Below are 13,608 nucleotides of genomic sequence, written 5' to 3'. Positions count from 1 at the left end.
CCGGTGCCGCTCAGGTCCTCGGCGGCCTGAGCGGGGCGCCGACGACATCCGGGTGCGACGCCGGCGGCGCCGACGGGCGCGCCCGGCCGCTGAGCACAGATGAAAGGACGTTACGTGCTCACTCTGTTCACCAACCGGTTCCAGGCGTTCCAGGCCCCACAGGGGGTGCCGGTGCGCATCACCCTGGGCGCTCCCCGCTTCAAGCTCCCCTATTCCCTCACCCACTCGGTGCGGGAACTCGCGCCGCGTCGCGACTACCTCTCCAGCCCCGAACCCGAGTTCATCGTCGCCTACCGGGCGGACCTCGATCAGCTCGGGCCGGAGCGCATCGCGGCACGGCTGCGGCAGATCGCCCAGGCGGAAGGCGATCACCGTTTGGTTCTGCTCTGCTTCGAGGACCTGGCCAAGCCGGGCCTGTGGTGCCACCGTCGGGTGTTCGCCGCCTGGTGGAAGGACGTCACGGGAGATGACGTGCGGGAGCTGTCCCCGGTGGAGGGCGACCCCTACCAGCAGGGCACGTTGATGTGAGCGTTGAAACCGCGCGCGGCTGATAGGTGACATGATTTCAAGGGGCTGCGTGCTCCTTGTGTTAGGTTCCAGCGCAGCGCCCGGCCCGGCACCCCGCCTAGGCCGGGCGTTGTCGTACGTCGGGAGGCGAGAGATGTTCCAGGGCACCATCCCAGGCCCTATGCGCTCCATCGTGCGCGAGACCGCAAGCCTGTGGCCGAGCGGCCCGATGTACGTCCCGTGCTGCGGCAACTTCACCATCGAGCGCAGCGTGGCTGACATGGGCTTCGCCCTGCACTCCTCCGACGTGTCCATCTACACCAGCGCGGTCGGCAGGTGGCTCACCCACCAGCCGGTCGGCATCCAGCTCCGGGAGGAAAGCCGAGACGAACTCGGCTGGCTCGCCGACTCCTTGGACGACGGAGTCGGCACCGTGGCCACGCTCATGCTCGGCACCCGGTTCCTCGCCAGCGTCGGCCGCGAGGGGCTTTGGCACGAACGGGTGGTGCGCTCCTACCGGGAGCAGTGGAAGACCAAGCACACGGAGACGGTGGAGCGGCTCTCCGGCTCAGATATCGAACTCGCCTCCTACGAGGTCGAAGACGTGCGCTCCTGGCTCCAGAAGGTGCCCAGTGATGCCCCGGTGTGCTCGTTCCCTCCCTTCTACGGCGGCGGCTACGAGAAGCTGTACGAGCCGCTGGAGGCGCACTTCACCTGGGACGCGCCCGACTACGAGCCACTGTCCGATGGCGACGTGGTCAGTATGCTCGGCGCGATCACGGACCGGCCGTACTGGCTGACGGCCTCCAACCACGACGTGCCGGAGCTGCACCGCTACCTGCGCGGTGTGATCAAGGCGACCCCGCGCGCCGCTCCGTTCTACGTGTACGCCAGCGAGGCCAGGACGAGGATCGTCGCGCCGCGCCAGCCGATCGAGCCGGTGAAGGCCCCGCGCCTGTGCCAGGGCGATGCGCTGGTCGGCCCGCTCATCCTGTCGCTGCTGAAGCCGGGCCAGTTCAACGCGCTGCGCTCCCGGTACCTGAACCCGAAGATCGCGCCGGGGGCGGCGAACCTGGCCGTGGCGGTGAAGGATGGCAAGGGCCGGGTGCTCGGCGTGTTCGCGATGGCGCCGAGCTCGTACACGCCGGACGAGGCGTACGTGCTGTCGGACTTCGCGGTCGCGCCGACCGACTACCCGCGGCTGTCGAAGCTGATCGTGCTCGCAGCCACGAGCGCCGAGGCGCAGCTGCTGTGCCAGCGGGCGTTCTCGCGGCGCATCCGGCGGGTGTCCACGACGGCGTTCAGCAACAACCCGGTGTCGATGAAGTACCGCGGGCTGCTGCGGCTGACCAAGCGCGGCCCGTCGAACGAGGACGGCTGGAAGTACCAGCTCCAGTACCAGGGGGCGATGGGCGAGCACACGCTGGCCGGCGCCCTTGAGAAGTGGGCGAAGCGGTGGGGCGCCCCGACGACGAAGACGGGAGTCTGACTATGGAGGAGACCACTCGCCTCGCCCCGCCGCAGATGGTGCAGGGCGATCCGCGCACGCTGACGCTGCTCGACGTCAACGCCAGGTTCCTGCCGCACGAGCAGTTCCGGCAGCTCGTGGCGAACATCCAGCGCGACGGCTGCCTGACCTCGACGCCGCTGGTGTGGAACGACCGCGAAACGGGGCGGCTTGTGGTGCTGTCGGGTAACCACCGCACGCTTGCCGCGATCGAGGCCGGCCTGTCGCAGATCTGGTGGATGCAGATAGACGAGCCGCTGCCCCGCCAGCGGCAGATCGCGCTGCAGCTGTCGCACAACGCGATCACGGGTCAGGACGATCCGGCGATCCTCAAGGAGCTGTACGACGAGCTGGAGTCGGTGGAGTGGCGGCAGTACACGGGCTTGGATGACAAGGCGCTGGATCTGCTGGAGAAGGTGGACGTCGCCTCCCTGGGCGAGGCGAACCTGGACTTCGCCAGCGTGCAGTTCATGTTCCTGCCCGATGAGCTGGAGCGGGCGGAAGCCGCGTTCGATGCCGCCCGGTCGACGGCTGCGGCGGACCAGCGGTGGCTCGCCGGGCTGGAGCAGTACGAGCCGGTGCTCGATGCGCTGGAGACTTCCCGGGCCGCGTACAAGATCGGCAACAGCGCGACCGCGCTCGGCGTGATCCTCGCGGTGTTCGAGCGGCACCTGGGGGAGCTGGCCGAGGGCTGGTTCGACACGGCCTCTGGGGAGCCGACGCGGGCGGGCACGGCGCCGCTGGAGACGGTCTTCGGGGTGCGGGAGGTGCCGGTGGAGACGGCGGCCGTGGCGCGGGCGGCCATCGACCGGATGGTGCAGGACGGCACCGTGCCGGCCGACGAGCCGTGGAGGGCGCTGGAAGTCCTGGCCACGCAGAACAAATAGTCGGCCGTCGGCCAGGAGGTGAGCGGTGGCCGAGGGCACCGTGGAGTCCTGGGAGCGGCAGAGCGGGGAGTCGGTCCAGGCGTTCGAGGCGTTCGCCGTGTACCGAGATCTCGGCCCGGCACGCAGTGTCACGAAGGTGGCACGGGAGTTGGATAAATCCCGCGCGCTGGTGGGCCGCTGGTCGCGGCAATTCGCGTGGGTGGTGCGTGCTGCCGCGTATGACCGGGAGCAGGACCGGTTGTTCCTCGCGGAGCAGGCGCAGGCGCGGCGTGATCTGGCGCGTCGGCACGCGAAGTTGGCGCAGGCCGTGCAGAGCAAGGCGGTGGCCCGCCTTCAGATGCTCGACCCGCGGGAGCTGTCGCCGTCTGAGCTGCTGCGGTACATCCAGGTTGCGGCTGAGATCGAGCGGCGAGCCGTGGGTGAGGCACCGGAAGCCGGGGCGGTCGAGGACCGGCACCAGGGCGCGGATGTGGCTGCGCTGTCGGATGAGGAGCGCCGGGCCCGGATGGATCAGCTGCGCCGGGAGCTGGAGCGCCGGTTGTCGGAGGATGCGCAGTGAGCCGGGGCTGGGCCAAGCGCCGCATGGTTGAGGGGTTCGCGGACCCGTCGGTGATGAGCGAGGAGCAGATCCGGGCCGAGGTGGCTGCGCTGATCCGCGCGGATGAGTTGTCGGCGCGACGGTGGGCGTGCGAGGTCCCGGACTGTGACGGGCTGCCCCATGCGGGATGGCTGCACCACCATGCGCGTGCAGCGCAGCGTCAGCCGGTGTGGCTGTGGACGGTGTGGATGCTGCTCACCGGCCGTGGCTGGGGGAAGTCGCGGACGGCGGCGGAGACGGTGAGGCAGTGGGCGGAGACGCCGGGATTGCAGATCGCGGTGGTGGCCAAGAACGCGACGCTGGTGCGGGACATCTGCTTTGAGTCCCCCAAGAGCGGGCTGCTGTCAGTATTTCCGCCGGAGGAGGTGGCGAAGTACAACTCCAGCCTGGGCGAGACGACGCTCCGGTTGACGAACGGCACGCTGATCCGCGGGTTCGGTGCGGAGACGCCGGACAACCTGCGGGGCTGGGCGTTCGACAAGGCTTGGTGTGACGAGTACGCGGCCTGGTCACGGCACACGGCCCAGGAGGTCTACGACATGCTGTGGTTCTGCCTGCGTGAGGCGGACACCCCCCAGGTGGTGATCTCCACGACGCCGAAGCCGCTCCCGCACGTCAAGCGGCTCGTCGAGCGCGGCCGGGTCCAGGAGAAGGCGCACCGTGAGGGTGGGGCGCCGCCTCGGGTGGTGCTGACGCGCGGGCACATGCGGGAGAACGACGCGAACCTGTCGGCGGCGGCGCGCGAGGAGCTGGAGCAGGAGTACGCCGGCACCCGGCTGGGGCGGCAGGAGCTGTCCGGGGAGCTGCTCGAGGACGTGGAGGGCGCGCTGTGGAAGGGGTGGATGCTGGAGGTCGAGGGCTTCCGTTCCCGGCCTGAGCATCTGCCGGACCTCCAGCGGGTGGTGGTCGCGGTCGACCCGGCGACGAAGTCGCACGAGAACGCGGACATGACCGCGTTCACGGTTGCGGGGCGCGGGTTCCCGGTGGAGACGATGTTCGGGGACGACCGGCCCGGCGGGTATCTGCTGCACTGTGAGCAGGACCGGTACACGCCGACGCAGGCGATGAAGAGGGCCGCCGAGCTGTACCACGCGCACCGGGCGGACTGCGTGGTCATCGAGGCGAACAACGGCGGCGACTACCTGCCGGCGCTGCTGGAGCAGGTGGACCCGACGGTGAACTGGCGAATCGTTCACGCCACGCGGGGGAAGCGGGCGCGGGCGGCCCCGGCGGCGCAGCTGTATGAGCAGGCCCGGGTGCATCACGTGGGCTCCGCTCGGGTGTTCGCGGAGCTGGAGGAGCAGATGACGACGTTCGTCGGACAGGGGGAGACGGAGGATTCGCCGGACTTGCTGGACTCGGCGGTGTGGGCGCTGTGGGATCTGTTCCTTGACCCCACCATGCCGCCTCCGCATGCGAGGAACGATCAGAGACTGACTGGACGTCGGTGAAGGGGGCTGGGGATGGCAAGATCCCTTATGGGGGGAGAACGGCACCCATCGCCCCTTGGGAGCGCATGAATGGGATTCGGTGCAATGCGGTGATCTGCGGCGACCGTACCATCCATTTAGGTGATGCAAATATAGCTGGCCACCACGAAGAGAGCGGCGACAGCATTGGACAACGCCCCAGCGACAGCTACAGGGGAGTAGTGTCCTACCTTCCATCGGGATTTAAAATATCTCTCGGGATCTGGATCCCAAGACAACATCCTGTTGAATCCCAACAGCCCTGCGATCGCCATTGCGATGTAGAAGACGCACATCCATGCAGCCTGAGGTACCTCGGCAAGAGCGATCACGATCCCGACCGCAGGAGCGATGGTGGAGACAGCGAGTTGCGAAGCGTCAACCAGATAAACCGTCAGATTTGCAATGCTCTGCGGACTGGTCTCGGCTTTGAGGTCTAGATTAGGGAAATCCTTGTAATATTCCTTTTCGTAGTGTTCGATTGCTTTTGTGATGATCGGGTTGAAACCGATCAGGACGATCGCGGCGAGAAATGGGGAGCAGAGAATGAAGAGCTTCATGCTCATCCTAATCGGATGATTTCACTGAATCTGGACGTTGAAGATCAGTGGATCTGGCAACATTGACTCATTCCCCGCACGCCCATCGGAAAGGGGCTTGTGCCAACCCACCCGGACCTTCACCTGGGTTGGGCCGGGCGGAGCATCCGGGTTCTTCGTCAGGCGCCATTGATGGGTTGGCGGGGGCTGTGTGTTATCTCCCGAGGTGTCCAAGATGATGGGGTCGGGATAGTCGTACTTCATCACTACATGGCCGCTTACGCATTCCCAGTATAGGTGTACTCGGAGTGGAAATGTGTAAAGCGAGAAGACCCTCACCTCCTGAATGGTGATTCCGTCACCAATGAGACATTGAGCGCCGTCCAGGCTTGAATAAATCTGAATGGCGCGGGCCCGGCCAGGAGGGGAACATCCGTCTGGCATTACTCACCATCCGGCTTCTTGAGCGCCAAGAGATTTCGGAGTACATCATCAGCTCGTGCGCGAATCATGGGCGAGCCGGTCTCTTCCAGGACTTCGAGCATGCGCTTTTGGTCGGCTGCGGAAAAGAGGAAGTTCATCTGCAGGAGGGATAGTCCTACCTCGCGCTCCAGTGGAGAGTGGAGTGCGAATGCCTCCGAGTCTCCATTGACGCGAACGAAATCTACGCTCGGCTCTGACGTTAGAAGGGACTCGGCCCTTGGAACCTCGATCGCTACGTCAGGAGCCGTCACATCCGAGCCGATGAAGGCTGTCATTGTGTCGGCGTTGATCAGAAAACGTCTAGCGATGTTGAGTATTTGAGGGTAGGTGACCGATGAAGTCCAAGCGAGGACCGAGTAACTATCATAGTGCTCCAGTGATGCGTATTCCTTCGTCGTCTTGAAAGTGGCGATTCGTCCGACGTAATGACCGCTCCTATAGTTTCGAATGAACATGACCCTCGCTTTCTTTTGATTCAGTCTTTTCTGGGGATGTAGTGAGTCTGACGCGTACGTCTTAATGTAGGCGCGCGTCTTGATGAGCATTCCTTGGTTTCGTGAATTATCGGCGAGGATGGCCACATCGCCAATGCGTTTTAGGCCAATGGTTCGTAGGGTTGCCTTGACGCTCGTCGATGCATGTGCGCCTGACCTTGTTAGCTCGACAATGACGGACTTTTCGAGGAGATTGGTGCCGTAGAATGCCTGCCGGGGATTGTCTGGGGTTGCCAAGCTGTCTCCAGGTTCTGGATAACGATCTTTTCGTTAAGATTCCATGATGGCATCCCATTCCGATACGGCGAGTGGGACAGGCTGAGCGTCGCCCGGCAGATCATTCAGGTGGATCAAGTTGTTGGCCAGATGAGTGAATCACAGGTACCCAGACTCTGCTGTCGGTTACACCACTCCAGCACGTTGTTTGATCACCCTCGGCACGCTTTGACACCCCTGACTTCCTGATTCCGGCCCTGGCACGCCGGCGGGCTGCGAGTTCACGGATGGCATGGACCTGACGTGAGCGGCACAAGGGTGAGTTGACGGTGACGGAAGTGGAGACGACGACTGTGCGGGTCCGCCAGTTCAGGTTTTGACGGGGCTGCGGCAGTGCAGAGGTGCTTGATGCCCTTGCCGAGATCGCCGGATCCTCTCTCCCGATTCAGACGCCGCCCACCGTGTAGGTGCCGCTCCGCTCCCGCAGGATGGGCCTGCAGGGGTGCCGTTACGCTGATCACCGGCGCGGGGCCGTCAACGGGAGGGAACTGTTCCCGATGGGCCTGCGCCAATTCGTGATCGACGCCTGGTCGTGGCTGAATTACAAGCCGGTGATGGTGGACGCTGGGCGTCCGGGCAGCCGTGCGTTTCCGGAGCTGGCCAAGACATGGGTGCCCCCGCACGAGTTGCGAAGGCTGGCCGCGTACAAGGTGCTCGCGTCGTACGACAACAACCAGGCCGGGCAGCTCGCGGCGGCCGGGGGTGATGCGAGCGCGCTGGAGCGGCGGGAGCTGGGCGACGCGGCGAAGCTGGTGGACACCGCACTTGGTTACCTTCTCGGCTCGGAGCAGAAGGTCGTGGTCGAGGGTGCGGAGCACGCCGACGAGGAGACGCCGACGACTGGTGCGGTGGAGGCCGCAGTGGTGCAGGACCGGCTGCGGAAGTGGGCGGACAAGGAACTTCTGACGTTCCGGATCCAGCAGGCGGAGCGGGCGGCGGTGCTGCTCGGGGACAGCGTGATGGTGCTGGCCTGGAACCCGGACAAGCAGCGGCCGACGCTGCGGGTCTACGATCCGGGGTTCTTCTTCCCGCAGTGGGATGACGAGGACGAGGACTTTCCGAGCCGTGTTCACCTGGCGTGGGACCTGCCGGCGGACGACGACGCCGGGCTGAAGGCCCGGGTGCGTAGGGTGACGTACGAGCTGGGGCCGATTGCCGGGGACGGCGAGGATGACGGAGGCGCGGGCAGCACTGCGGCAATGCGCACGTACCCGTGGGAGCCGGGACGGGCGTCGAACGTGACGTGCTATCTGACGGACGCGGAGTGGCTGCTGGAGGACCTGAAGAACGGCGAGACCCTGGATTGGCTGCCGATGGACAAGGCGAGCTTCCGGGTGCGGCCGGACGGCACGGAGTTGAACCGGCTCGATCTGATGATCGACTTCGTGCCGGTGGTGCACCTCGCGAACACGATCCCGGACGGCGGGGAGCACTGGGGGCGTTCGGTACTCGCGCGGGTTCTGCAGGCGCTCGACGAGCTCGCGGCCACCGACTCTGACAGCTCGGCGGCGTCGGCGACGACGGGCACGCCGATCATCGGGCTCGCCGGAGCGCGGCTGCCGGTGGACCGGGCCACGGGCAAGCCGCAGGAGCTTCAGGTGAAGGCCGGTGCGGTGTGGCAACTCGGGGAGACGGGGCGGATGGATGCCTTGGACACGTCTCCGCAGTTGGCTGAGTTGCGGGCGCGGGTTGATCACCTGCTGGAGCGGATCGCGGCGAACAGCCGGGTGACGGCGGCCGGACTCGGGACGCTGGACGCCACGGAGGTGCCGTCGGGGTATGCGCTGAAGCTGGCGCTGGGACCGCTGGATGCGCTAGTCGGCATGATGCGGCTCGCGCGCGAGCACAAGTACCGGCTGTTGTTCAAGATGGTGCAGCGGCTGTACCAGGCTGGGCGAGCGGAGGGCTGGACGGCCGGGGAGACGCTGCGGGCGCGGCTGGCGTGGGCGCCGCATACCCCGACGGACCGTGCCGCTGTGCTGGAGGAGGCCGTCACGGCATACGGGGCCGGCGTGCTGTCGCTGGAGACAGCTGTGACGATGCTGTTGGAGGCCGGGTACCCGATCAAGGACGCATCGCAGGAGGTGGCCCGAATCCGGGCGAAGGCGGAGCAGGAGGCCGCGGTGCGGATGGCGGAGGCGGCTGCTCGGCGCGGGCGCGACGAGGGCGACGGGGACCAGGAGTCGAACGACGGGGACGGACCTGCCGCTGCCGGGAAGCCGGTGGGCACGGAGGGCGAGCGGGAGCCGGTGGCGGCAGATCGGTGAGGCAGCGCGCCTGCGGATGGATGTTCTTGGTCTGTCGACGGCGGTGGCTACACTGATCGGCAGCGCGGGGGCGCGCTCTGGAGGAAATGTATGGTCCGGCCCCTGCCGTCTCGCCGTCCTGTCGGCTTCCGCCGTGACGGGCGGCCGATCTACCCGATCCTCGGTGCCTCGGCAGAGGACGAGACGAACGACCAGCTCGACGACACCGCAGATGGCGGCCAGGAGCAGCAGGTCACGGTCACCCAGGACCGGTTGGGAAAGATGCTCACCCGGGAGAAGGCCCAGGGCGAACGGGTCGCGATCAAGCGGCTGTTGTCCACGCTCGGATTCGACTCCCCGAAGGCGCTGACCGAGTTCGTTACCGCGCAGCGGGAGGCGGAGCGGGCCGCGCTGTCGGAGGTGGAACGCCGGGAACAGATGGCGGCCGAAAGGGAGTTGCAGGCTGTTCGTCGGGAGGAGCTGGCGGCCGAGCGGGAGCGGGCGGCGCTTCGGCGGGCTGCTCTGGTGACGCTCGGCGCGGAGGGCGAGGACCTGGCGGACGCGGAGCGCCTGCTGGCTGTGGACGACGAGGACGCGGATGAGGCACAGATCCAGGCGGCGGCCGAGGCCCTGCAGGCGCGCCGTCCGGAGCTGTTCGGCGAGTTCCGTAAGCTGGTGCCGGCGGCTCCTGCGGGTGCACCGGCCGGGCGCGGCCCGACCCGTACGGCGCCGGTGTCCAAGCCTGGTGCGGCCGGGCTAGAGATGGCCAAGCGCCGTGGCGTGATAGCCGAGTTCAGCGACTCCGCTGCCCGGTAGTCCCGGGCCCCGAACGCGGGGGACCACGCCCCCTGAACTTCGTGGACGGCATCGCCTCCGTGGGCGGTGTGCGGATTCTCGACCGCAGCGTCCATGGAGACACCCATATGACCATCCAGCCCGTCTCGAAGTCCGAGTACACGACCGCCAACCGTGAGTGGCTGGCGTCCCTGCACGGCACCGACTCGACGGACACGATCACCCTCGACCTGAATCTGTTCTGCGAGGGCACACACTACGTCTGCGGCGACGGCTGCGAGCCGTACGGCCGGGTGCTGTCCGGTGTGCCGGTCGGCAGGGTCGCCGAGTCCGGCCTGTACGGGCCGTACGACCCGGAGGCGGTCTGTGGCCGCCAGATCCTGAGCGGGTTCATCGTCGCCGAGGCCCCGTTCGCTCCGGGGCAGACCCGTGTTCCAGCCGCGCTGCTGTGGCACGGCGCGGTGAAGGCGTCGAAGGTGCCGGGCGGCATCGACGTGTCCCAGCTCGTGGGGCACCCGCGTGCCGCGCAGATCCGCTTCGTGTGAGCGGGGGTGTGAACTGTGACGATTCAGGACCTGCTCAAGGACGTTTCGGTGATGGACCTGACGGCGTTCGCCAGGGCGATCCCGTCCCCGAAAGACTTCCTCCTCACCCAGACGGTCTTCCCGACGGTGGAGATGCGGGAGGTGAAGTGGCGTACGAAGGACTCCGGCCGGTACGTCAACGTCGCCAAGTACCGGGCGTTCAACGCGGCGGTGCCGTTCGCGACCCGTGAGGCGTGGCAGACGTCCCGCGAGGGTGCGCTGCCCGCGGTGGGGCAGAAGCTCGTCGTCTCCGAGCAGGAGCAGATCCTGCTGGAGGCGTCGCATGGCTCGGACCAGGACCGGCTGATCGAGCTGCTGTACGACGACGTGGAACGTCACGTGGAGGCGATCCGGTCCCGGCTGGAGCTGGCGGCCGGCGATGTGCTCGCGGACGGGAAGTTCTCGCTGGTGCAGGAGAACGGCCTGACGCTGGAGGTGGACTGGAACGTTCCCGCCGAGAACATGCCGGTCGCCGCGCGGCCGTGGTCGGACCCGGCCTCCGACCCGATCGCTGACGAGCTGCGGTGGATCCAGCACCTGGACGACATCGGCGCTCCCGAACCGGAGTTGGTGATCACCTCGCGGAAGGCGTTCAGCTACCTGGCGGCGAACAACGCCTACAGGGCGGCGTACTACGGCAGCGTGAACCCGTCGACCACGCCGACGGCCACGCTCACGCCGCAGCAGATCAACGTGGTGCGTGGCAACTACAACCTGCCGCCGATCCAGTTCTACAAGGCGCAGGTGCGGGTGGACGGCAAGCCCCGCAAGGTGCTGCCCGAGGACCTGTGGATTCTTGTCCCGCCGGAGCGGGAGAAGTGGGCGCAGACGATGTACGGGGTCACGGCGGAGGCGCTGGTGCTGTCCCGTGGTACGAACCCGGAGATCATCCGGGAGGACGCGCCGGGCCTGATCATCACCCGAGGCGTTCAGGATGACCCGGTCCAAATCTGGACCAAGGGCGCCGCTGTCGGAATGCCGGTGATGCACACCCCGGATGCGCACATCGTGGCGAAGGTGCTCTGATGCTGGTGCGCCGACTGATCGCCGCCGTGTACGTGAAGGACCCGACGACCCACGAGGACCTGGTCCTGCTGCCGGGCGAGAGCCCGGCGCCGGAGATCGCCGCGCTGGTGACGAACCCGGACGCCTGGGATGGGCCGATGCCGGAGGACGCTGAGACAGAGCCGATCGCTGTTGGTGAGCCGGATCCGACTGCGGGCGGTGCCGAGCCGGATTCTGGGCAGGGCGATGCCAGCAGGGGCGGCACGAAGAAGCCGCCGTCGCGGCGGACACGCTCGTCCTCCGCGTAATACGCTCACGCGTACGGCACGGAGCCAGCTTCCCCCGTCTGGCTTCGTGCCGTACCTCATGTTGGGGATGTGAACCAGGTGGACGATTTTCAGCGGTCCTGGCTGCTCGCCCAGCTCGGCCCGGACAGCGACCCCACCGACCTGGAGCGCCGGTTCTTCCGGCTGCGCTCGGTGCGGGCGGTCGCACTTGAGGTCCTGGGCGAGCGGCGGGCCAAGCTCCTCGCTGACCCCCTGAAGGTCACCGTTGACGGCGTGGTGACCATGGACCTGCAGGAGAACCTGCGCGGCATCGAGCGCCAGATTGAAGTCGTACGGCAGGTACCTGCGCCCGACGAACCGTCAGGGGACGGAGAGCAGGCGAGCGAGGATCTGGCTATGGCTTGGCTTGTGCCGGCCCGTCGTTACAGATAGTGCCTGCCCTCGAAGCGCCCCCTGCAGGCCGCAGGAGCAAGTGCCCCTGCGGCCTGCCTCAGGGCTCTACAGCCAAGGCCAGTGGCCCCAACTCACCACTCCAAGTACCAGGGATGCACCGGTTGCACCTGCCAGAATCGCGGGCGAGACGTACACCGCGAAGACGGTACGGCCGCCGATCAGCAGTTGTACGTTTGCTCGCCGTACGGACGAGGAGGTCGACGGTGGGGCCTCCGGAACCCATGGGCCGCCTGCGGGGCTCTCCCCGGGTGACTGCTGGCCGGGACCTGTGTCATGGTGTGTACTCACCAGTTGTCCTTTCGCATGAGCACGGCCGCCGTCTCCCTGGCCGGCAAACCTGAAGAAGACGGTGGCACGCGACACTCGGTCCCCCCGAAGCTCGAGAGGACACAAAAGGGCCCCACCAGACCTTAGGCATGGTGGGGCCCTCATTGATGAAGCGACCGTAGCGAAGGACCCAGGATCATGGCAAGTTGACCCAGGACCTGCCGTGGCTTCGTATAACCTGCCCTCTTCCCCGCAGAGTTGGTCGTAGCGAGTGCTGACCTGCATACCGATGCACCTGGGCGTCAGCGATCTTAAAGGTCCGGAAGAAGCTCGGTCGGTCGCTCGACCACGCCGCCGTAGGAGCCCATCGATGGGCCGCTCAGGCGGCTGCTTGCTTCCGGCGTCGAAGTACAGCGAGCACAGCGATGGCGGCGAGGGTCATCCACGCCTTGCCAAGAATCTGGCCGGGAAGGTATTCGAAGGAGCCGAAAGCGAGCTTGAGGAAGAGCAGGCTGTCCGCGAGAAGGCCCACCGCGTTCGAGGCGAGCATCGCGGTCAGCAGGCCCCGCTTCCGGAGCGGCTCGTAGACGACGAAGTCCATCGTCTCGGCCACCGCGAAGGCGGCAGCTGAGGCGCCAGCCAGCGCCGGATCAGCAAGGAAGTACGACAGGATGGTGCCGACGGCTATGGCCGCGAGAACAGCACCACGGCCAGCGGACTCACGGGCGAGGTCCCGAAGTACCAAGGCGAGTCCCACCATGTAGACGCCGGCAGGGGCGGCGTAGCCGAAGCCGACGGGGACGGCTCCGAAGTGGGTGACGGCGAGGTTGGCCGCAGGGATGGTGGCGACATAAGCGACGAGGGTCGCGACACCGGCAGGGGCGGGGACGTTCACGGTCTTCTTTCTGTCTCGGTGATGTGGTCGTTGCGCCGGTACCACGCCGCGGACGGACAGCGAGGTGAGCGCCCAGACAGTACAGCCCAAGCCACTGACACTGGTACCGGACCCAGATGTCGAGACTCTGGCTGGGATTGAGTGCACTGCCAGGGACATATGCGCGTGAGGGCCACCGGGAAGGCGCCTGCGGCATGACGAGACCGGTTAGGTCGTTGCAGGTCGCTGGGCACGCCGATCCCGGCGATGAGGCACAAACCGAATCGTTCTTTGCAGCACGTTCACGAGCCCGCTCTCGCGGCAAGGCTCCGATTCG

The 13,608-nt window shown here is 66.8% G+C and carries 14 protein-coding genes; 11 read left to right on the top strand and 3 right to left on the bottom strand.

The window, feature by feature from the left end:
• The first annotated feature begins 114 nt into the window (after positions 1-114).
• The 5 genes from ACZ3ZD_RS06605 to ACZ3ZD_RS06585 are packed head-to-tail and all read left to right on the top strand — an operon-like array spanning position 115 to position 4,950.
• Positions 115-528, top strand: coding sequence for a DUF488 family protein (locus ACZ3ZD_RS06605; protein WP_467394220.1), 414 nt, complete (start codon positions 115-117; stop codon positions 526-528).
• A 31-nt stretch (positions 529-559) separates the two neighbouring features.
• Positions 560-1,996 (top strand): putative antirestriction adenine methyltransferase, encoded by a 1,437-nt coding sequence (locus tag ACZ3ZD_RS06600; protein WP_467394218.1) that lies wholly within the window; start codon positions 560-562, stop codon positions 1,994-1,996.
• A 2-nt stretch (positions 1,997-1,998) separates the two neighbouring features.
• The gene (locus ACZ3ZD_RS06595) at positions 1,999-2,901 is read left to right on the top strand and encodes a ParB N-terminal domain-containing protein (RefSeq protein WP_467394216.1); all 903 of its coding nucleotides are present in this window, start codon (positions 1,999-2,001) and stop codon (positions 2,899-2,901) included.
• Positions 2,902-2,926: 25 nt separating this feature from the next.
• Positions 2,927-3,460 (top strand): hypothetical protein, encoded by a 534-nt coding sequence (locus tag ACZ3ZD_RS06590; RefSeq protein ID WP_467394214.1) that lies wholly within the window; start codon positions 2,927-2,929, stop codon positions 3,458-3,460.
• On the top strand, positions 3,457-4,950 hold the full coding sequence (locus ACZ3ZD_RS06585) for a terminase large subunit domain-containing protein (RefSeq protein WP_467394212.1): 1,494 nt from the start codon (positions 3,457-3,459) through the stop codon (positions 4,948-4,950). The genes ACZ3ZD_RS06590 and ACZ3ZD_RS06585 overlap by 4 nt, the downstream gene beginning before the upstream one ends.
• A 116-nt stretch (positions 4,951-5,066) precedes the next feature.
• On the opposite strand, the gene ACZ3ZD_RS06580 is transcribed toward ACZ3ZD_RS06585, so the two are convergent.
• Positions 5,067-5,534, bottom strand: a complete 468-nt coding sequence (locus ACZ3ZD_RS06580; RefSeq protein WP_467394210.1) for a hypothetical protein — start codon at positions 5,532-5,534, stop codon at positions 5,067-5,069.
• A gap of 416 nt (positions 5,535-5,950) precedes the next feature.
• On the bottom strand, positions 5,951-6,721 hold the full coding sequence (locus tag ACZ3ZD_RS06575) for an uL30 family ribosomal protein (protein ID WP_467394209.1): 771 nt from the start codon (positions 6,719-6,721) through the stop codon (positions 5,951-5,953).
• Positions 6,722-7,257: 536 nt separating this feature from the next.
• Between ACZ3ZD_RS06575 and ACZ3ZD_RS06570 the strand changes: the two genes are divergently transcribed.
• The 6 genes from ACZ3ZD_RS06570 (at position 7,258) to ACZ3ZD_RS06545 (ending at position 12,109) form a co-directional block, all read left to right on the top strand.
• Complete coding sequence (locus tag ACZ3ZD_RS06570) at positions 7,258-9,027, top strand: hypothetical protein (protein ID WP_467394207.1); 1,770 nt, start codon at positions 7,258-7,260, stop codon at positions 9,025-9,027.
• 90 nt (positions 9,028-9,117) lie between these two features.
• A complete protein-coding gene (locus ACZ3ZD_RS06565; protein ID WP_467394205.1) occupies positions 9,118-9,822 on the top strand; it encodes a hypothetical protein in 705 nt (234 codons plus the stop codon).
• 107 nt (positions 9,823-9,929) lie between these two features.
• Positions 9,930-10,346 carry a head decoration protein gene (locus ACZ3ZD_RS06560; protein WP_467394203.1) on the top strand — a complete coding sequence of 139 codons (417 nt, stop codon included), beginning with the start codon at positions 9,930-9,932 and terminating at the stop codon, positions 10,344-10,346.
• 15 nt (positions 10,347-10,361) lie between these two features.
• A complete protein-coding gene (locus ACZ3ZD_RS06555) occupies positions 10,362-11,411 on the top strand; it encodes a major capsid protein (RefSeq protein WP_467394201.1) in 1,050 nt (349 codons plus the stop codon).
• Entirely contained in the window at positions 11,411-11,698 is a 288-nt protein-coding gene (locus tag ACZ3ZD_RS06550; protein WP_467394199.1) for a hypothetical protein, read from the top strand. Before ACZ3ZD_RS06555 ends, ACZ3ZD_RS06550 begins: the two co-directional genes overlap by 1 nt.
• Positions 11,699-11,767: 69 nt before the next feature.
• Positions 11,768-12,109, top strand: a complete 342-nt coding sequence (locus tag ACZ3ZD_RS06545; protein ID WP_467394197.1) for a hypothetical protein — start codon at positions 11,768-11,770, stop codon at positions 12,107-12,109.
• Positions 12,110-12,776: 667 nt separating this feature from the next.
• On the opposite strand, the gene ACZ3ZD_RS06540 is transcribed toward ACZ3ZD_RS06545, so the two are convergent.
• Positions 12,777-13,292, bottom strand: coding sequence for a VUT family protein (locus tag ACZ3ZD_RS06540; RefSeq protein WP_467394195.1), 516 nt, complete (start codon positions 13,290-13,292; stop codon positions 12,777-12,779).
• Positions 13,293-13,608: the final 316 nt, after the last annotated feature.

Source organism: Streptomyces sp. NPDC023481, assembly GCF_055560195.1.
The sequence above is the reverse complement of the archived record's forward strand: the minus strand, read 5'-3'. Positions and strand labels throughout refer to the sequence as shown.